Consider the following 20,557-nt stretch of genomic DNA (forward strand, 5'->3'; position numbering starts at 1 on the left):
AGGCGAGAAAACAGAAGGTGCCTGTCGAAACCTCATTACGTTTCGATGGGCACCTTTGTATATGCCTTCCCCTTGCCTCTCCAGTGGCAGACAGTACCTGACTGGTCAGGCGGAAATGTCCTGGTGGGTAAGATGGGTGGCATGAAACATGGAGCAAAGACGAGGGCGTCTTCTGATTCGTCGTCCGGCGCGGGGAAACCGAGGCAGATCGCACAGGTGGCCATCAAGGCCCAGGGGCTGACCAAGGACTATGGAAGTGGGGAGAACCTGGTCCATGCCCTGAGGGGTGTGGATGTCGAGTTCGAACGGGGCAGGTTCACGGTCATCATGGGTCCCTCCGGGTCGGGCAAGTCCACCCTCATGCATACCTTGGCCGGCTTGGACACTGCTACCTCCGGGCATGTCTACCTGAACGGGACCGATGCCGCCGGGGTGAAGGGCAAGCGGACCAGCCGTCGTGGAGGGCGGAGGGGAGTGGTCGACCTGACCAAGCTCAACGACAATCAGCTGACCCTCTTGAGGCGCCAGAGCCTGGGCTTCATTTTCCAGAGCTTCAACCTCCTGCCCATGTTTACGGCCAAGCAGAATATTCTCATGCCCCTGATCCTGGATGGGGCCAAGCCGGACACAGCCTGGCTGGATGTTCTGGCCAAGACTCTGGGCCTGGAGGACAGGCTGAGCCACCGGCCCAGCGAGCTTTCGGGCGGTCAGCAGCAGCGTGTGGCCATTGCCAGGGCCCTCATCACCAAACCTTCTATTGTCTTTGCAGACGAACCCACCGGAAACCTGGACACAGCCTCCTCGACCGAGGTCCTCAGCTTCCTGCGGGACTCGGTCCGCGAGCTGGGACAGACCATAATCATGGTCACGCATGATGTCTTTGCAGCCTCTTTCGCCGACCGGGCTCTGGTATTTGCGGATGGGCGAATCGTGGCAGATCAGGACAGACCCACCGTTGATTCCATGAACGCCCTGCTCTCCGAGGAAGTCATGGCCTCCGCAGCTACAGCTGACTCGGCTGCTCATCGCTGAGGGGAATGCTCATGTGGTTCATTGCCAGAAAAATGATGCGGCATGACCTGGGCATGATGATTCCCGCCGGCATCGCCATTGTCATCGGAACACTGTTCATTGCCATGACCTTCCTCTTCGGCAATACCATGGACGTTTCCATGCGGCGGATGGTCTCATCCGATGCTGCCCAGGCCAACTACGCCATCATCCCCGCGGAAGGGAGCCATCCCGATCAGAAAAGGGTGAAGGACTTCAAAACCGAGGAGCTGGCAAAAGTCCCAGGCGTTCACGCAGTCAGATCGGACACCCAGCTTATGGTGGATGTCCGCGCCGGCAGGATCAAGAGCGAGAGCGTGATCGCCATTCCCATGGCGGACTCATCGCTGATGCCGGTCGGTCTGTCCAAGGGATCCTGGCCCAGCGCCGATGACCAGGTGGTCCTACCCGGGCCGACTGTGTCCAGGCTCAGGCTCTCCCTGGGCGACAAGGTGAATCTGAACCTGTCGCCTAATATGCTGTATGTTTCCGAGGACCTTGGGCCGAAAGGGCAGGCCGGCGCTGACCAGGTGGCGGGCAGGTTCATATCGAAGCCCCTGACCTTGTCGGGCGTCAGCTCGAACAAGGGCAACGAGGGCGGCGAATTTGGCGAGTCGGGCGGCGCAATAGTGCTGACCCCCAAGACCATAGATGTCTTTATGGTTACAGCAGGTTTTGGTGGCATAGGTAACCTGTATGCCCAGAACGTTTACCTGAATGTTGGCGGGCAGGGCAGCGACCTTGATGGGAGTCTGGCCTCTCTGCGCAAGCTCATGCCTTCCGGCTATTCCCTTGAGGACCGTCACACTATGGAGGACCGACTGGTCAAGACCGCGCTCGGCGGTTCCCAAAACCCCGTCACCACCTTCCTTCTGGTCTTTGGCACCCTGGCCATGTTCGTGGCTGCCACAGTCATTGCCAACACCTTCCAGGTCATGGTCGCTCGGCAACGTCGCTACCTGGCCCTCCTGAGGACGATAGGCGCCAATAAGAGCCAGGTAAGGGCCAGTGTTCTGATGCGTTCCATCATCCTGGGCGCTGTGGCATCCCTTATCGGGGTCGTTGCCGCCATCGGCATCATGGCCATTCTGGGTGCAGCCAAGGCTCATACAAGTTCCCTCTACTTCCAATTGAAGCTGACTCCGGCGGTTATCCTGGTGCCTCTCGTTTTCGGCATCGTCGTCACGGTCCTGGCCTCCCTTGGCTCCTCTTGGGCCGCCACCAGGGTCAGTCCTTTGGAGGCGTTGAGGCCTGCCGATCTTCTGGAGAACAAGCGGACGAGCAGGATACGTCTGTTTGTCAGCGTGGCCATGATTCTGCTGGGCGTCGCCATGACGGTCTGGTCCCTCTGGCAGGTCAGGCTCAATGTTACGGCAGACAAGGCCAGCAAGCCATCCGGAGATGGGCCGAACATTGTTGCTGCTATGGCTGTCATCGGCATTGTCCTGGCCTTCCTGGGCATCCTTTTCAGTGCAAATCGTTGGATTCCTTTCCTGCTCAAGGGAGTCGGGTCCCTGGTTTCTCGAATCGGGCCCTCGTCCACAATCGCCGTGGCTAACATCGCACGGAATCATTCCCGTGTGGCGGCTACGGGTACCGCCCTCTTGATTGGTGTGACACTGGTTGCCACTCTGAGCACAGGCGCCGCCAGCGCCAAACAGACCATGGCCGACATGCTGGATGAGCACTACTCGGTCGATCTGCAGATCAGCGCTGATGGCTTGGATGCCGAGGCTCTGAACGCCATTCGTCGAATCGACGGGGTTGCGCAGGCCGAGCTGGTGCCCCAATATGCCGCCATGGTCAAATCAGGTGGCGAGAACGGTGCGGGAATGACTATTTTCGCTCTGGATCCACACAAGATCGATTGTCTCCTGAACGCCAAAGTCGGCAAGGATCTTTCCGGACAAGATGCCCTTCTTCTTCCAAAAAGCCTCATGGACAAACAGAAGGATTTTCATGACGGCGGGAATCTGGGACTCAATATACTCAACCCGATTCAAGGCGGCGCTCATGGCGGATCCGCATCGGTGGCTCAAAGACTCTTCGTGACCAGTGTCTATGCGCCTTTCCAGGGAATTGATGCCAACAATTTATATGGCCTGACTGACTCATCCTTGCTAAATGGCATTCAGCCTCAGACGGTGCAGATCTGGGTCAAGATCGATGGCTCGCCAACAGTCCCGGCATTCATGGACAAGGTGAAAGACGCGCTTTCTGGGTATTCGGCTGTTTCCGTCAAGGGTGGGTTGGCTGAGAAGCAGCAGTGGGATCGGACCATCGACAGCCTGCTCATGATCATCCTGGCTCTTCTGGCGGTGGCGGTTGCCATCGCCCTGATCGGCGTGGCCAATACGCTTTCCCTTTCGGTGCTGGAACGCCGGCGGGAGTCCGCCACCCTGCGGGCCATTGGGATGACCCGGAAGCAGATTAGACGGTCACTGGCTGTGGAATCAGGGCTGATAGCCCTGGGGTCGTCCTTGTCTGGCATGGTCCTGGGCCTGCTCTTCGGCTGGGCTGCAGCCTATGAGATATTCTCCTCTCTGGGTACGGTGGCTTTCCCCATTCCCTGGTCCACCGGGCTGGTGATTCTGCTGGTGGCGCTCGTAGCGGCGATTCTGGCAAGTGTTCTGCCCGCAAGGCGCGTCAACCGGACCCCACCGGTCGTGGCTCTTGCTGAGGAATGACGGCAAGCAGCCTTCATCCTGGCATGCTTTGGTCGGCGTCGGGAATGAATGACTCATTCTACCGGGTGATGATTTCCTTGATGCTGCTCGGAAACGATTCAGCTTGAGCTAAGGAAGCTCGTTATTCCTGTAGTCAATCAAGGAGATCTAGGCAACAGCCTCAATTCCTTGGTCCGATGGTTGCATGTTTTGTGACTCATGTCTCTTGTGCTGAACATGATTCGCTTCATCTCCGCAGATGTCCATCCCCGCCGCCCCGTGTTGATTTGGATGGTGCCAGCCTAACAGAAGGAGTTCTTCAGCACACTCATCCGTAAGGATGATTCTCTTCATCGCTCCCAGGGAGCATATCGCGACAGCCGATGGCCGCATAGGGTCGGAAGCTGACGGGAGAAAGGCTTCCTCGCAGATAAGGAGCACCATGCAGAACAAAGCGGATACTTCGTCTTCACAAGGGTTAATTGACAGAGCAGGTCCAGGCGTCGCGGGACCGCCGGCCGTCAGCGCCAGGCAGCTGACCAAGGATTATGGGCAAGGATCGAACGCCGTCCATGCCCTGCGTGGAATTGACGTGAATTTCGAACAAGGTCGGTTCACGGCCATCATGGGTCCTTCAGGTTCGGGCAAGTCAACGCTCATGCACGTTCTGGCTGGTCTGGATACTGTCACCTCAGGTCATGTCTATATGGGCGCTGATCTTCTGCATTCGAAGAGCGGAGATCGTCACCATCCATCGATTGATCAGGCCGGCCGAGTCGACCTGACACGAATGGACGACCGTCAGCTGACCCTTATCAGGAGACGGCATCTGGGATTCATCTTCCAGAGCTTCAACCTATTGCCTATGTTCACTGCCAAACAGAACATCCTCATGCCGCTGGTACTGGACGACGTTCGGCCCGACACCTCATGGATGGAGCAGCTGGTAGAGACTCTGGGATTGTCGGAGAGGCTGGACCATCGGCCCAGCGAGCTCTCGGGTGGCCAGCAGCAGCGAGTGGCAATCGCCAGGGCCCTCATCACCAAGCCTTCGATCGTCTTTGCGGACGAGCCTACGGGAAACCTGGACACGGCTTCCTCGACCGAGGTGCTCAGCTTCCTTCGGGATTCGGTCCGCGAGCTGGGGCAGACCGTCATCATGGTCACGCATGATGCCTATGCCGCATCCTACGCCGATCGTGCGCTGGTCTTTGCCGACGGACGGATAGTCGCGGACCGACAGAATCCGACAGTGAAGGCCATGAATGACCTTCTGGCTGAACAAGTGTCGGCTGGCGCTGCAGGCGATTCCCAGGTACGGGACTAGGGGGTGCACTGTGTGGCGGATAACCCGTACGATGATGAAGCGCGATGCACGTATGATGATGCCGGCTGGTCTGGCCATCGTTATCGGCACCCTCTTTATGTGCCTGACGCTCCTTTTTGGCAACGTGGCGAAAGCCTCCATGCGTCGCGAGATCAGCGTGGATGCTGGTCAAGCCAACTATGTTGTGGCCTCCAGAGAGGATCAGGACAAGCCAATCCTGTTCGACGAGTTTGACGGCAAAGGACTGTCGAACTTGCAGGGGGTTCGTGGTCTGCGCCCTGATGTCAGCCTCTTGGTGGATACGGAAGCGAACGGTCAATCCAGCAAGGGGATTCTGGCCATTGTGAGTGCCAGGCAGGAACTCATGCCTGTTGATCTGGTCCGGGGGCAATGGCCGGATTCAGATGATCAGGTTGTGCTGCCGCATCCCGTCTCCGACAGGCTCCAGGCGGGCCTGGGTGATAAGGTGCGCCTCCATCTGTCCACCTTGATGCTGCCAGGTAGTGATAGCGATAGTGCTCAGGATTCTGCAAGCAAAGAACGCCTTGTTGACCAAGGAACCGTGGACTTGACCATCTCAGGCATCAGCAAGAGCCGTGGTCGACAGTACGATGCCTTCGGTGGAGCTGTGGTGCTGAGGGATTCTCGGATTGAGCGTCTGCTGAGTATGGCGGGAATAGTTGGACCGGAGTCTCCTCCTGTGAATAATGTCTATCTGCAGGTTGATGGCCAAGGCAAGGAGCTTCAGAACACTCTGCAAAATATCAGGCGATACGTTCCCAAGGGATACCAGCTGGAGGATCGTCGTACCATGGAGGACAGGCTGCTCAGAGAGCAGACCGGTGATGGTGTGGACATCACAACTCTTTTCCTCATGACTTTTGGTTTGCTGGCCATGGTGGTGGCTGCCTTGGTGATTGCCAACACCTTCCAGATCATGGTGGCCAGACAGCGCAGGTATCTGGCCCTGCTGAGGATTATTGGTGCTGATCGACGGCAAATCAGGGTAGGCGTGCTGCAGCAGGCCCTGCTTCTTGGCGTCATATCGTCCCTGATCGGCATCCTGCTGGCCATGGGCTTGATGGGCCTTGCCGGTTGCCTTGGTTTGCATTCGGGCACCATGAAGTTTGAACTCCTGCTTACACCCTCCTCCCTCCTGGTTCCGTTTGTGCTCGGTGTTTTGGCAACCCTGGTGGCTGCCTTTGGATCTAGTCATAGGGCTATCAGAGTCAGACCGCTTGAAGCCCTGCAGCCAGTGGATTATCAGGAGCAGGGCAGCAGGAATCGGACCGGTTTACGAATCAGTATCCTGCTGGCTGTCATTGGTCTGGCGTTGGTGACCTGGTCATCTTGGCGCGTAGGGGAGTTAGTCCGGACAAACTCTGGCGACACAGTCCAGACCAGTAATCAGCAGGAACGATTGCTAGGTCTCGCAGTATTGGGTGTTTTGCTGATCTTTCTGAGTGCGCTGGTAGGGGCTCGGCGATGGATTCCGGCTCTTCTGCGTTGTTTGGGTAAACCTGTGTCCAAGATTGGACCATCTTGCAGGGTCGGAGTGGCGAATATCGCTCGAAATCCCTCACGGGTCGCTGCCACAGGTGTTGCTCTGCTGATTGGCGTAACTCTGGTCTCCACTCTGGCTACGGGTGCGGTAACCGCTAAACGTACTTTGTTCAAGGATATTGATCAGCGTTATTCCGTGGATATTGAAATATCTGGTCAGGGGCTGAACAAGAGAAATGTGCGGGCCATTGAGCGTGTCGAAGGTGTTGCAGATGCAGAGCTGGTGCAGCGATTCAATGCCAAGGTCGAGTCAGGAGGCCCCTCACAAGCTTCCATGACTGTCTATGCCTTGGATGCTTCACGGATCAAGCGAGTGCTTCATGCCGATCTGGGTCCAGGTATGCAAAGGTCGGATGCGCTGCTGGTGTCGACCAGAACGATTTCCAAGCATTCCGGTTACCGGGATGGAAGTCGGCTGAAGTTGTCGATAGCCGATCCTCAGGCGGACGATGAACGTGAAAAGGAGGCAGATGCAAGAAGAACATTGACTGGGGTCTTTGCCGGATTCGGCGGGCTGGATACCAGTGGCGTCTATGCAATCACGGACTCCCGGAATGTCGCTGGGATTGACACCAAGACGCATGAAATCTGGATTAGGACGCAGGGAGATTGCGATACCGCACTGCTCTTGGATGACATACGTCAGGCTGTAGGAGAGCATGACGACATGGCTATGAGCGGAGGGCTGACGCAAATGAGGACATGGAGCGAAAGAATCGATTCCTTGTTGGCAATCATGGTGGCGTTGCTGGGCGTTGCTGTGATTATCGCCCTGATAGGGGTTTCCAACACTTTGATGATGTCGGTGCTGGAACGCCGTCGTGAGACTGCCACGCTCAGGGCAATCGGCATGAGCAGCGTCCAGGTTCGTCGATCCTTGGGAGTCGAGGCCTGCATGATAGCCCTGGGAGCCAGTCTGGCTGGAATCGTTCTAGGAACGCTCTTCGGATGGATAGGAGCCTACCAGGTCTTTGTGCCCTTAGGGTCCGTGACTTTCACCGTGCCATGGTCGGCTTTTGTGCTGATACTGCCAGTGGCCTTGCTGGCTGCTGTGGCAGCCAGTGTGCTGCCAGCCAGGGAGGCAGTCAAGGTTTCACCCATTGAGGCTCTTAGTGACGATTGATGCTGCATGACGTCCAGGTTCATACCAGATGGTTTTCGTAAGCGAAGACCACCGCCTGGACGCGGTCGCGGGCATTGATCTTCTGGAGAATGTGAGTGACATGAGTTTTCACTGTGGGCAGTGAGATCCCCAGATTGTCGGCAATCTCCTGGTTGCTCAGACCTTGGGCTATGTGAACCAGAACCTGCAGCTCACGATCAGTGAGCAGGTCCGCTTCGGGATCGCGATAGGTCGTTCCCGATGGCATGGACCCGGTCGCAGGCATGTCATGGGCCATGTGTTCTATCAGACGTTTTGTAGCCGAAGGGGCAATGATCGCGTTGCCCCGGTGGACTGTACGGATGGAGGACAGGAGGGTTTCAGGCTCGGTATCCTTGAGCAGAAATCCCGATGCGCCGGCTTTTATAGCGGCCATGACGTATTCGTCAAGATCAAAGGTGGTCAGCACAATGACCCTGGGCTCCGGACGATCTGGTGACAAAGCAGTGATTTGGCGGGTGGCTGTCAAACCATCCATGCCAGGCATGCGGACATCCATGAGGATCACATCGGGCCGCAGGCGTGAGGCCAGATCCACTGCTTGCTCGCCGTCCGCTCCTTGGCCGACCACGGTCATGTCATCCTGGGAGCCGATGACCATGGCAAAGCCAGCCCGGACCAGATCCTGGTCATCCACGATGGCAACGCTGATGGGTTCGGTCCGTTCCATGACTGCCTGCTTCTTTCCGCTAGATGGTAGCCAGCGCTACCATTCGATTTTATCTGAGTTGAGTGTGGCTTGGAATTACAACTGGATTTAACTTGGATCCAGGGTAATCGCTGTCTGGTTGATTGTTGATTGAGTAATTGCTGGCTAAGCGACTGTCGTCGGAGAGACTTTCAACTGGTGAAGTTATGCTCGTCAGCAATCGATTTCCCGAGTGCCTAATCTTCGGGTGCGTGGTTCATGGAGTGCTCAATTTTTCGATTGTGCTGATTACCTGACACGGTCATTTTCCTGTTTGCTATCCATAGGAGGTGCTCATCATGAAGAACGCTCACGCCTGGAGATTGGGTGGTCCTGTTGGTCCGATGGGGCATGCTCTGGTTCCTTATCCTGTTGCGATTGTTGCGAATAGTTGTCAAGCTGATCATCAAGATCTACTGGCAGGGGTTTGGCTGGGTGAAGAGCAGGTATATGTGGGTTTTTACGGGTGGGCTCGCCAATATGGTTCCTGTCTGAGTTGAGGCTCTTGTTTGGGGAATCGGCGGTGTCAGTGTTTGAGCGCAAACCGGTGCTGGAACTATGACGCAGGACGGTGAGCAGTTGTCGCATGCGAGCCAGGGCCTGGCGTCCTTGAGAAGCAATGTCGCCGAAGGCTTGCGCTACCTGCTCTGGGGAAGGGTTCACCCCCTTGACTTGATAATGGTTCAACTCGGAGATGGCTTTGGTAGTGGATGCAATGACTGTATTCAGGGTTGCAGCCACTTCTACCTGCATGGTAGAGCCAATGAGTTCGCGCTCTTGATTGGCTGCCAGAGCCTGGCTTTCCTGCAGGGTCTGGTTTAGCGCGCGCTCGCGTTCCTGCTGGAGGAGCAGGACCGAACCACGAGTACGTCGGCGTGAGGCAATCAGAATGGTCAGCAGACAGATCAAGGCCGGTGCGGCCATCACTATGAAAAGTGTTAAATGGGATACAGAGAAAGATGATTTTGCCGGGCCTTCTGTCATGTAGGCCAGAATGGTTGGACACCCTTGGTTATTGGCTACACATCTGACAGCCCATAAAACCGTATCCGTGATGACCGCCAACGGAACCCACCGTCGGGTGGTGTATTTACCGTAAACCATTGCTGAATATACAGCGACTGGGGATAAGACTGCAGCTTCTGGCAGCCAGGGCGAGAAGAGCAGCAGCAGGGCGGCAACTGCAGACACTATGGCGGCGCAAATGCCGGGACGGACCCTGCGCACAATCAGAGGCAAAGCGATACCTAGCGTGGCGATGACCTTTACTGGCCGGCCCGGATCATATTGTCGCATGACAGGTGCTATAGCAACAGCTTGACCTGGATTCTCTACCAATACGAGTCCGATTACCAAACCCAGGTCGGCCGTCAATGGATGGCGTTGAAACCAGACGAAGAGCGTGGAGACAATCGAGCGCAGGGACCATTGAGCTTGTCGATTGGCACGTATCCCCGCTTCAGGGTCGGACTTTGGCGGAGTGGCAAAAGGAATCCACGCTTGGAGGTGGTACCCGCCTTCTGTTTCGGGACCAGTTTGAAGGTTGCCTCCAAGAGAAGTCAGTCGTTCGCGCATCCCTATAAGACCGAAACCTGAATGCGTAGGTCGGTCCATCTGTGGCGGAGAATCTGAATTGGTAGAGGCATGGTCAAATGGGCGGTCGTCAATGGTTAGACACAAACCGTCCGTGAGCCACTGTTCTTCAACTAGCACAGCCGAAGCCGGAGCGGCATGCTTGCGAACATTGGTCAATGCTTCTTGCAGCACCCGGTAAGCAGTTATGGTGCGGCTGCGATCCAGCTTTTCTGGGCAGGGTCGGCCTTCAATGCGTCGGCTGAATTGGGATTCTGGCTGAGCAAGTCGGGCGGCATCTATCAGGTCTGACCATGATTTATAGCTGGTCGGCGGATTGTTTGAAGAGGTGGCAACCGAAGGCCAGATACGCGCACTGTCGGCCGTATCAACGTTGGCCTTGGCAGTTTTGGTGGCTGGACTCTCTTTGATTATGTGAAGATGGCCGCTGGCTTGGCTCGGCTGAGTGCAATCTGTTCCGGCTGGATTCAGATTATGAGCGTTCCCGGATTGACTAGCGGAATTCGTTTGGGCAGTTGTTTGAGATTGGTCAAGCGGCTGGATATGGGCTGGGTCCGTTGGTGGTGGGGAAGAAGAGTGTTGGCCTGGAAGAGAATCCGCTGTCTTTTGGCTGGTTTCGGGTGCCGGGTTGGTTGGAGTCTTGAGTTTGCCGAAAAGCGAGCTCAGCTCACGTAGGGCGCGGCGGCTCTCTTGATCAATGGTGCGCATGATCTTGAGAGCAAGGTTCGTATCGGCTGTGGCTGCGTATCTGCCGGCATCTGCCTGCACGATGACGATGGACAGAGTGTGGGCGACGACATCGTGCATGTCACGTGCTATGCGGGCCCGCTCAGCGCTGGCAGACAGGGCCGCGCTTTGTTCTGCCTGCAGGGCCAAGGCGTGGTTGCGTCGCCGGGCCTCATCAATGGCATCCCTTCTGGTCCGCGTCCAGTAGGCTGCAACGATGGCTATGAGCAGCAGAAGCCCCTCGATCAGCAAATTCGATAGGAAGGTGATTGCCAGATCTTTGAATGAGGTCGGCAACATTGAGATGTGATCCGGCCGCGTCTTGCCCGGAGGCAGAAACCCCAAATCGACCAATGTGAAGATAAGGCAGGATAGGGGCGTCATGACCCAGGCCACGGTCAGATAGAGTCGACGCCAGGATGGACGTCCGTAGAGCAGACAGGAATAGACCATCACCAGGCAGACTGCGTCGGAGAGCATGATGGCAGGTCCCAACAGGAGCTGAGCCAGAGCCACAGCGACGAAGATCCCGGCTGCTACGTTCGGGAATCGGCGACGGATAACGACAGGGGCTATGAGCAGGACCGTCCACATCAGGATTAGGTTTTCCTGCAAGGGAATCAGGGCCCCATCTTGTAGATTGGCGCTGGAGCCGCTCACCAGCAGAAACAGAAGGATGGCGAAGAGAGCGTCAGTCAGTAGCATTCGATTATTGGACCTGGTGATTGGTCGCTGCGCTGTTTGACTGACTGTGTTCATGGAATCAACAATATTCGGGGACAGCGGGAGGTGCCATCAGTCCGAGGGATGATGAGGTCAAACGCGGTCCCAGGCTGTCGCAAGGCGGATGAGCCGGAGCAGTTGTAAGATGTATTTAACAATGGCGATAAGAACAGATTCAGTGCTTGGATTCAGACGGCAATAAAAGCGGATATCGGACTTGCCCTCAGTTGGTAATGGGTATGGATGCCATATTTGCACTCAAATGGTAACAAGTATGCATCCAGTATCCATCCATCCAGCCTGTATCGCACAGATACCAGTCAGGCCGACGAATCGTCGTGCATTTTTCGCAACGGTTCATCGGCCTGACAACGCAAGGGAGGGGGTCAGCAGCGCTCTACTTGTATAATCGGTGGACCCTGACCAGCGGACCCTGGTTACAAGATCCCGGTGGTCAGGATTCCGATGGCTCGACCTTGATGGCTCCGGCCCCGAACGTCCAAACTCAGGAGAAACGTAGCCTAATCTGCTCGGCCGTGCCGTAGGAGGCCTGCGCCCCCTGCCCGGTGGCGGCGTAGGCGGAGACGTAGGAGGCCAGCTGTGCGGCCTGCACAAGGGTCATGTCGGAGGCAAGGCCGGCCAGCACGGTGCCCATGAAGGCGTCCCCGCAGCCGGTGGTGTCCACGGCGTCCACATGCACGGCGTGAATCCGGTAGGTCTGGCCCTGGTCCAGCACCATGGATCCCTCACCGCCCAGGGTGACGATGGCCCGGTGGAAGCCGAAGTCCTGCATGGTCTGGTTGATCCGGTCCCAGTCGGCCCCCAGCCAGTCGCCGTCCTCGGGCTCGTCGATGCCCAGCAGCTGGGCCATCTCATGTTCGTTGACCAGGATCAGATCCGAGTTGGCGATCAGGTCGGCGGGCAGGTCGGCGCGGAAGGGGGAGTCGTTGAGCAGCACGGTCATGCCGGCCTCGTGGCCCATGCGCGCGGCCTCGGTGACCGTCTCGATGGGGCTCTCCAGGCACAGGCCCAGCACCTTGGCCGAGGTCAGGGCCTGGCGGGAGCGGTGGGCGTAGTCCACATCCACCTTGCCGTTGGAGCCGGGGGAGTAGACGATGGTGTTCTCGCCGCGCGCATCCACGGTGATGACTGTGGTTCCGCTGGCTCCGGGCACGGTCATCACATGGGAGACGTCTACTCCGGCGTTGCCCAGCTGCCCCAGCAGGAAGTCGGCGTTGGAGTCGGATCCCACTGCCCCGAAGAGCCTTACCTGGGCACCGATGCGGGCCGCGGTCGCCGCCTGGTTGGCCGACTTGCCCCCGGGCAGCACCTGCAGGGGACCCCCATTGATGGTCTCGCCGGGCTTGGGCAGCCGGTCGGTGTTGACGGTGTAGTCCGCATTCATGGACCCGACCACCGAGATGGATCCCGTGATGGTATCCAGTCCCTTGAGCACCTGGTCGGGTGCCGCCGCCATATCTTGAATCATGTTTCTCCGTTCCTTGATGAGCTTGTCCGCCTTGATGATCACGCTGTGACAGGTTCAGGGATCCTGGCCGGTGTGCGCGGGCGGGCGACCCACCGAGGCGCAGTGGCGGTAGCTGGTCTGCAGCCGGACGGACCGCACGGGCGAGCCTGCCATCAGAGCCAGGAGCATGTCCACGCAGCGGGTCCCCATGGTGTCGATCTGCTGGGAGATGGTCGACACGGCCGGGGTCAGGATGCGGAAGACGGGCAGGTCGTCGAAGGTGATCATGGACAGGTCCTCGCCGATGCTGATTGCTCGCGACTGTGCCGTTTTGATGGCGCGTATGGCATCCAGGGAGGATCCGAAGAGCACGCCGGTGATTCCCTGCCGGGCCCAGAGGTCGATCATGTCGGGGTCGAAGGTGCCGGGCTCTACCTGGTCGGCCAGGGGGTCGTCCATGCCTTCGATGCCTGCCAGCAGGTCCCGGTAGACGTTCAGGCGTTCGCGGAAGGTGGCCGATTCCCTGAGGGGTCCGGGCACCAGGGTGATGCGTCGGTGGCCCTGGGCGTGCAGATCCTCAAGGGCCTGCCTCAGGCCGGGTTCGGGGTCGGCGTCCACGCAGGGGATGACCCGCCCGTCGCGTCCGGCGGCACCTTCGGCGGCACGGTCCACGCAGACCAGGGGCAGCCCGCGTCTGGTCAGCTCCTCCAGGGTGTGCGAGGAACGCGGCCCGGGCACGATGATGGCTCCGTCGATGTGCTGGCCCAGCAGGTTGCGCACCTGCGCCCGGTCCTCGCCGGGGTCGCCCTGGGTGGAGGTGCAGATCAGGGTCTGGAAGCCGTGGTTGAGCAGCTGGCCCTGGATCAGGTAGGCCAGGTCCGCGAAGTAGGAGTTGCGGATGTCGGGGATGAGCAGGCCGATGGTGCGCGAGTGGGCGGAGTGCATGGATCGGGCCCGGGAGTCCGGCACATAGTGCAGGTCGTGGATGACCTGGTTGATGCGCTGTCGTGTGGCGGGGGAGATGCGCCCGGAGTCGTTGAGGGCTCGGGAGACCGTCGATACGGAGACACCGGCCCGTTGGGCCACATCCCTGATCGTCGCGTACGCCATCATGGCCTTTCGTCGAAGTGGTCGGCCGCCGGGCCGGACTGCCGACCTCGGCGGTTGCCTGACCGCCGCCATGGGCAGGCGAGCGGTTCTGACAGCCTTCAGTTATATCAGTGCGGTAACGATACCGCAACTTTCACAGCATGGCCCGCCGATGGCTGGCTGTGAGTTGAGATGAGCGAGGCTCAATGCTCGGGGATGAAGCTGCTGTTTGCGTGATTATGCTGGGATAGGGAGATGGACAGCGGCCAGGCTGGTTGGAGGTTGTTAAGCCTCCTGGCCGGCCTGGCCGCGTTTCCTCCTCTCCCGGGTGGGGGCGGGGGCGTGCATGCCTGCCCCTTGGCTTCTCGCCTGCAGAAGTGTGGTGGGGGCGCGGGAGGGAAGTGTCGGCTCTCTTGGGGTTTGAGCCTTGACTGACACGTTTCCTCCCTGCTCCCCCATGTGGGCCGGGGGCGGGGGGATTGATACGCCGCCCGGCCGCTCTTACTCGTGCGAAGCGTGAACCAGTTGGCGTGTTTCCTTCCGGTGGCGGCGTGATGCCAGGACCCCGCCCATGCCGGTCATGCCAGTGGCCAGGGCGAGCAGGATGCCTTCCCCGCCTGCCTGGGGGAGCACGCCTGCAGGCAGGTACGTGTACCTCAAGGAGGTGTCGGGCGTTTGGGGTGCGCCGCCCAGCGTGTAGTCCACGCTGACGGTGACCGTGCCCGGCAAATGTGCGGGCGTGGTCACGGTCACGCTATTGCCGTCGCCGCGCGTCAGCCCTGATGCGGGGGTCTGGTCGAACCTGACGCCGGTGATCACCAGAGCCAGGTTGAACGACACCGGCACAGGAGCCGACTTGCTGTCTGTGCTGCCGTCGCCGAGCTGGCCATCGCTGTTGTCTCCCCATGCCCAGGCGTTGCCGTCGCTGCCCAGGGCCAGGGAATGATCGGTTCCGGCGCTGACCTGCAGGTAGGTGAAGTCCGCTGGCAGGTCCGGGTAGGTGCTGCGGTCGGGCGTCTTCACCCTGACCGGCGCATGCCGGTCGGTGCTTGTCCCGTCGCCGAGCTGGCCATTGACGTTGTATCCCCAGGCGTAAACGTTGCCGTCGCTGCCCACGGCGAGGGAATGATTGGCTCCGGCGCTGACCTGCAGGTAGGTGAAATCCTTGGGCAGGTCCGGGTACGTCTTCCGGTCGGGCTTCCTCACCATGACCGGCGCATTCCGGTAGCTGCTGCCTGTCCCGTCGCCGAGCTGGCCATACTCGTTGTTTCCCCAGGCGTAAACGTTGCCGTCGCTGCCCAGGGCCAGGGAATAATATTGTCCTGCGCTGACCTGCAGGTAGGTGAAGTCCGCTGGCAGGTCCGGGTAGGTGCTGCGGTCGGGCGTCTTCACCCTGACCGGCGCAGTCCGGTTGCTGCTTGTCCCGTCGCCGAGCTGGCCATAGTAGTTGGATCCCCAGGCGTAGACGTTGCCGTCGCTGCCCAGGGCCAGGGAATGAGCGTATCCGGCGCTGACCTGCAGGTAGGTGAAGTCCGCTGGCAGGTCCGGGTAGGTGCTGCGGTCGGGCGTCTTCACCCTGACCGGCGTGTACCGGCTGCTGCTTGTCCCGTCGCCGAGCAGGCCATTGCCGTTGTATCCCCAGGCGTAAACGTTGCCGTCGCTGCCCAGGGCCAGGGAATGATTGGTTCCGGCGCTGACCTGCAGGTAGGTGAAGTCCGCTGGCAGGTCCGGGTAGGTGCTGCGGTCGGGCGTCTTCACCCTGACCGGCGCATGCTTGTCGCCTCTTGTCCCGTCGCCGAGCTGGCCAGTGCCGTTGTTTCCCCAGGCGTAGGCGTTGCCGTCGCTGCCCACGGCCAGCGAATACCCGCCTCCGGCGCTGACCTGCAGGTAGGTGAAGTCCGCTGGCAGGTCCGGGTAGGTGCTGCGGTCGGGCGTCTTCACCCTGACCGGCGCATTCTGGCTGCTGGTTGTCCCGTTGCCGAGCTGGCCAGTTCTGTTGGATCCCCAGGCGTAGGCGTTGCCGTCGCTGCCCACCGCCAAGGAAAAACTACCGTTTGTTGATGCGCTGATCTGGTTGAATCTGATGCCGCGGCTGGCGTTGTCGGGCGGGGTGATGGTGGTGGTCTGGTTGCCTAGCTGGCTGCCCTTATTGGGGCTGATGCTCCATCTGCTGTTCCTGCTTGTGGGCGTCCAGTGGGCGGTCAGGGTCAGGTCCTTGTCGACGGGCCTGCTGAAATCGTAGGCGACCTGACCGGTGAACCATCCGTCGAACAGGTAGCCTTCCCGCGTCGGGTCGGGGGAGGGCCGCTTCACCCTGCCGTACGGGGCGGAGACATGCTGGTCTGCTGGCATGGGGTTTCCGCCGCCCGTGTCGAAGCGGACCGTGAACGCGGATCCTGGCTCCGCAGCCCGTGCCAGCGGCTGGTCGACCGTGTACGCAAGGCTCCTGGCGAAAGGCTGCCCGTCCTGCCTGCCAGTGATGAGGATGGCGGCTTGTCCCGGCTGGCGGGCGGGCATGCCCGCCCGCCAGGCGCTGCCGGTCTTGCTGAAGTTGAGCGGCTGGCCGTCCAGGCTGGCTGATTCCAGGATGGGCGCAGCAGTGGTGTCGAGCCTGTCGGGCTTGCCGGGCTGGCCCTGCCCGTCCATGCTCCACGTGAGCATGCCGCCCTGCCTGCTGATGGCGGTGACCCTGCCGCCGATGCTGACGGCTTGGGTGTACTGCTGGTGCCCGTCGTCCGCCCGGGTGGGCTTGCTGCCTGGCTGCCAGGCCCATATACTACCGTCCTTGCCGGTGATGATGGCCAGGCTGTCGTTGGCGGTGATCCTGCTGGCTTTCATGCCTTCCGGCAGGCTGACGGCTGCAGAATCAGCTGTGCTGTCGGCCAGGTACCAGGCTTGTCCGTCCGCGTCCAGGAGGAGGGACCCCTGGTTGAGGGTTTGGGCCTGGATGATGCGCGTGTGCGGATTCTGTGTAAGGCGTTCGGATTTTGTGTTTCCGGTGTTGCTTGCGTCCCGGGTCCAGGCTTGCCCGTCGGAGTCCAGGGCGAGGATCCGGCTGCCGGAGGCGACGGCTGTGACGGCCTGCGCCTTTCCGGGCAGGCTGGTTGTGGCCTGCTCCGCGGGTTTCGGGTCTTGGCTGGCCTGGTAGTGGTGGATCTGTCCCTGCCGGTCCACGGCCAGGAGCCGGTCATCGTTCATGCTGATGCTGGTGAATTGGGTGCTCCGGCCGGTGTCAAGAATTGTGGGTGTCGCTTGCCCCCAGGCCCAGGTGTAGATCTGCTGGTCGGATCCGAGTGCTGCCTGCCATCGGCCGCCGGCTGCGGCCTGCAGGTAGTGGAACCCGTCGGGAGCCTGGGCGGGGAGAGGAGCCTGCTTGGGTGTGCCGTCCTGCGTCCAGGTGTAGATGCGGCCGTCGCCGGTCAGGCCGACAGTCTGGTCTCCTGCGGTTTGGACGCTGACGTAGTAGGGTTCCTGCGGGCTGGGCGGGTTGATGGTCAGCCGGGCGCCGGAGGCGGGCCCGTGGTCCGGGCTCAGCGTCCAGTCCGTGGTCTTCGACCACTGGGCTTTCAGAGTCGTGTCCTGCAGGATGGGGGTCTGGAAGTCGAAGGGCTGGCTGTCAAGCGTCCATCCGTCGAACCGGAAGCCTTCACGTTGTGGGTTCTGTTGCGGGGGAGCGGCGAGAGTGCCAGTTTTCACAGTGGACTCGGTGGATTTACTGCCGTCGTCGGGGTCGAAACGCACTGTATGCGTGGCTTGATCGTCTGCTTGTTCGGCTGATTGAGCCGGAGCGGAGTCTGCGCTGCCGGGTGTGCCCGTCGTCGATGACGGGGCGTCTGGCGTGGGGTTTAGTGGTGTGGTGGTTTGTATTGGTAAGGGTGTGGGTAGTGGAGTTTCTGGTGCGTTGCTGTGGAGAGTGCCGGGGGTTTGCTCAGCTACGCGAGGGGTCTGACGACCCCCCCCCCCCCGGTGAGGAAGGAGCGTCCGCCTGGGCGGATGCGACGCCCAGGCCCGCCAGCATTCCCAGCAGGATGGTCGTCACCGCCATGATGCGACGCAGATGGGAAACCAGATGCATGAAACCGAAACCCCTTCACCAAACACCAAGCGGTATCAACACCGCATGCCTATTCAACGTTCTGCCTGCCAGCGCCCACCCTGCATCAAATTGCAGGAGCCATGCGCAAGCCAGTCGTCTTTCGACGTCCCCCGCTTTTCACCCTACCACCCAGCCCGCCGACAACACACAAGCCAGGTCCAACCGCCCGGCGACAATGAACCCGACTGATCTCAAAGAAAGGAGCCAGTGTATGACCAACCAGGGATACTATCTGCCGGGACTCTACGTTCGGGAGGGATCCATTCCTGTTCCTCTGGACTGGGCGGACAGTGAACCTGGCGTCTGGCGAGCCGAAGATCATTCGGACCAGGCGGTCATCCGCTGCTTCTACCGCGTGGTCTGTGCCCCCGAGCACATCCACGACGACCTGCCGCTGCTGGTCTACCTGCAGGGCGGACCCGGCTCGGGCGCCCCACGGCCGCTGAACGCCACTGCCGACGGGTGGATGGCCGAGGCCCTGCGCCACTTCCGCATTGTCCTGCCCGACCAGCGGGGTACGGGCCGATCCAGCGCCATCGACGGCTCCACCATGGCCTCCCTGGGCGAGCCCCGGGCCCAGGCCGACTATCTGAAGCATTTTCTGGCAGACTCCATCATCCGGGACTTCGAGCACCTGCGTCGCACGGTCTTCGCCGGCCATCCCTGGGTGGCCCTTGGGCAGAGTTTCGGCGGCTTCCTGACCATGGCCTACCTGTCGAACTTCCCCCAGGGGCTGGCTGCGGCCTTCACTACCGGGGGCGTGCCCCACATCCCCACTGATGCCCATGAGCTCTACTCGCATACCTTCACCAAAATGGCCCAGCGGTCCCAGGCCTTCTACCAGCGCTATCCGGGGGACCAAGACCGTGTGGCGGCCATTGCCGACCGACTGGCCCAGGGCGATGTAGTTCTGCCCGGAGGCGACCAACTGAGCGTGGAGCGGCTGCAGACCCTAGGCGCCGACCTGGGCAAGAGCGGCGGGTTCGAGCGCCTCCACTGGCTGCTGGACTCGGCCTTCCTGGACGGCGACGGCAGCCTGCCCGCTTCCGGCACCAGCAGCTCCCGGGCCACCCTCTCGCAGGCCTTCCTGGAAGGGGTGCGGGCGGCCACTGCGGTCACACCGCTCTACTGGCCCCTGCAGGAGTTCATCTACGCCGATGGGGACTGCGAACCCCTGCGCTGGGCTGCGCAGCGGGTGCGCGATGCCCGTCCTGAATTCGACACTGCTGCCCGCCCGCTCATGTTCACCGGGGAGGCGATCTTCCCCTGGATGTTCGAGCAGGAGTCGGCCCTGCGCCCCTTCGGCCAAGCGGTCAGCCTGCTCATGGAGGAGGGCTCCTGGGGCCACCTGTACGATCCCGAGCGTCTGGCCGACAATCAGGTTCCCCTGCAGGCTGCGGTCTATGCCGACGACCTCTACGTGCCCTCCGAGCTTCAGCTGGACACCCTCTCGCGCGTGGGTCACGCCCATGCCTGGGTGACCAACGAGTTCGAGCACGACGGCCTGCACGGGGACAGGGTCTTCGCCCACCTCTACCGGCTGGCCTTGGAGCGCGGCGATCTGGAGGGGCTCTTCCCGGCGCGCGGCTAGACTTGAGGGCATGAACACGGACTCATTGACTCTCGGATTCATCGGATACGGCAACATGGCCCAGGCCATGGCCCAAGGCCTGGTCGACGCTGGTCTGCTGCCCGGCGGCCGGATTGTGGCCTGCGCGGCCCACTATGACCGGCTGGTGGAGCGGGCGGCCCAGCTGGGGGTGCGGCCCATGCACTCCGGAACCGAGGTGGCAGCGGCCGCCGACCTGGTGATTCTGGCCGTCAAGCCGGGGCAGGTGGCCCAGGTCTGCGAGCCCATCCGCCATGAGCTGGCTGATCCGGACCGCATGGTCCTTTCTGTTGTAGGCGGCATGACCCTTGAAAACTATGCCGACCTCCTGGAGGAGGGTACCCACCTGATCTGCGCCATCCCCAACACCCCCATTTCGGTAGGGCAGGGGGTTCTGGTCACCCAGGAGGAAGACACCCTGACCGACCAGCAGCGGGAGCTCTTCACCCAGGTCTTCGACCCGGTGGCCATGATCGAACGGCTGCCCCGGGAGCTGGTCTCGGTGGGCACGACCATCGCCGGATGCGCGCCCGCCTACACGGCCATGTACATGGAGGCCCTGGCCGACGCCGGGGTGGAGCACGGGCTGCCCAGGCAGGCGGCCTACCGGCTGGCGGCGCGAATGGTGGAGGGAACCGGAGCCCTCTACCTGGCCACCGGCACCAACCCCGGAGCCATGAAGGACGCGGTCTGCTCGCCGGGCGGAACCACCATCAAGGGGGTCGCCTCCCTGGAGAAGCACGGCTTCCGTGGAGCGGTCATCGAGGCCATCGATGCGGTGGAGCGCGGCGACTAGG

Annotated in this window: 12 protein-coding genes; 6 read left to right on the plus strand and 6 right to left on the minus strand. The window is 60.7% G+C overall.

Annotation, left to right across the window (positions count from 1 at the left end; translation table 11 throughout):
• The first annotated feature begins 141 nt into the window (after positions 1 to 141).
• From H3T88_RS07600 to H3T88_RS07615, 4 genes are all read left to right on the plus strand, one after another.
• Positions 142 to 1,032 carry an ABC transporter ATP-binding protein gene (locus tag H3T88_RS07600; protein ID WP_232347259.1) on the plus strand — a complete coding sequence of 297 codons (891 nt, stop codon included), beginning with the start codon at positions 142 to 144 and terminating at the stop codon, positions 1,030 to 1,032.
• Positions 1,033 to 1,043: 11 nt separating this feature from the next.
• Positions 1,044 to 3,737, plus strand: coding sequence for an ABC transporter permease (locus H3T88_RS07605; protein WP_198204169.1), 2,694 nt, complete (start codon positions 1,044 to 1,046; stop codon positions 3,735 to 3,737).
• Between the two features lie 421 nt (positions 3,738 to 4,158).
• Positions 4,159 to 5,043 carry an ABC transporter ATP-binding protein gene (locus tag H3T88_RS07610; protein ID WP_198204170.1) on the plus strand — a complete coding sequence of 295 codons (885 nt, stop codon included), beginning with the start codon at positions 4,159 to 4,161 and terminating at the stop codon, positions 5,041 to 5,043.
• Between the two features lie 31 nt (positions 5,044 to 5,074).
• The gene (locus tag H3T88_RS07615; RefSeq protein WP_198204171.1) at positions 5,075 to 7,729 is read left to right on the plus strand and encodes an ABC transporter permease; all 2,655 of its coding nucleotides are present in this window, start codon (positions 5,075 to 5,077) and stop codon (positions 7,727 to 7,729) included.
• A gap of 19 nt (positions 7,730 to 7,748) precedes the next feature.
• On the opposite strand, the gene H3T88_RS07620 is transcribed toward H3T88_RS07615, so the two are convergent.
• The 6 genes from H3T88_RS07620 to H3T88_RS08765 form a co-directional block, all read right to left on the minus strand.
• Positions 7,749 to 8,438: a response regulator gene (locus H3T88_RS07620; protein WP_198204172.1), complete on the minus strand. Its 690-nt coding sequence runs from the start codon at positions 8,436 to 8,438 to the stop codon at positions 7,749 to 7,751.
• A gap of 315 nt (positions 8,439 to 8,753) precedes the next feature.
• The gene (locus H3T88_RS07625; protein WP_442859978.1) at positions 8,754 to 11,534 is read right to left on the minus strand and encodes a DUF7134 domain-containing protein; all 2,781 of its coding nucleotides are present in this window, start codon (positions 11,532 to 11,534) and stop codon (positions 8,754 to 8,756) included.
• Positions 11,535 to 12,003: 469 nt separating this feature from the next.
• Positions 12,004 to 12,987 (minus strand): ribokinase, encoded by a 984-nt coding sequence (locus tag H3T88_RS07630; protein WP_373564659.1) that lies wholly within the window; start codon positions 12,985 to 12,987, stop codon positions 12,004 to 12,006.
• Positions 12,988 to 13,041: 54 nt separating this feature from the next.
• A complete protein-coding gene (locus H3T88_RS07635; protein WP_198204174.1) occupies positions 13,042 to 14,076 on the minus strand; it encodes a LacI family DNA-binding transcriptional regulator in 1,035 nt (344 codons plus the stop codon).
• Between the two features lie 480 nt (positions 14,077 to 14,556).
• A complete protein-coding gene (locus tag H3T88_RS08860) occupies positions 14,557 to 17,796 on the minus strand; it encodes an RCC1 domain-containing protein (RefSeq protein WP_332461027.1) in 3,240 nt (1,079 codons plus the stop codon).
• 187 nt (positions 17,797 to 17,983) lie between these two features.
• Positions 17,984 to 18,130 carry a hypothetical protein gene (locus tag H3T88_RS08765; protein WP_232347260.1) on the minus strand — a complete coding sequence of 49 codons (147 nt, stop codon included), beginning with the start codon at positions 18,128 to 18,130 and terminating at the stop codon, positions 17,984 to 17,986.
• A 232-nt stretch (positions 18,131 to 18,362) separates the two neighbouring features.
• Between H3T88_RS08765 and H3T88_RS07645 the strand changes: the two genes are divergently transcribed.
• Both H3T88_RS07645 and proC read left to right on the plus strand, forming a co-directional pair.
• Positions 18,363 to 19,742, plus strand: coding sequence for an alpha/beta fold hydrolase (locus H3T88_RS07645; RefSeq protein WP_198204175.1), 1,380 nt, complete (start codon positions 18,363 to 18,365; stop codon positions 19,740 to 19,742).
• Between the two features lie 10 nt (positions 19,743 to 19,752).
• Positions 19,753 to 20,556: a pyrroline-5-carboxylate reductase gene (gene proC, locus H3T88_RS07650; RefSeq protein ID WP_198204176.1), complete on the plus strand. Its 804-nt coding sequence runs from the start codon at positions 19,753 to 19,755 to the stop codon at positions 20,554 to 20,556.
• Position 20,557: the final 1 nt, after the last annotated feature.

It is taken from the genome of Bifidobacterium sp. W8110, from assembly GCF_016101375.1.
GTDB lineage: Bacteria > Actinomycetota > Actinomycetes > Actinomycetales > Bifidobacteriaceae > Bombiscardovia > Bombiscardovia asteroides.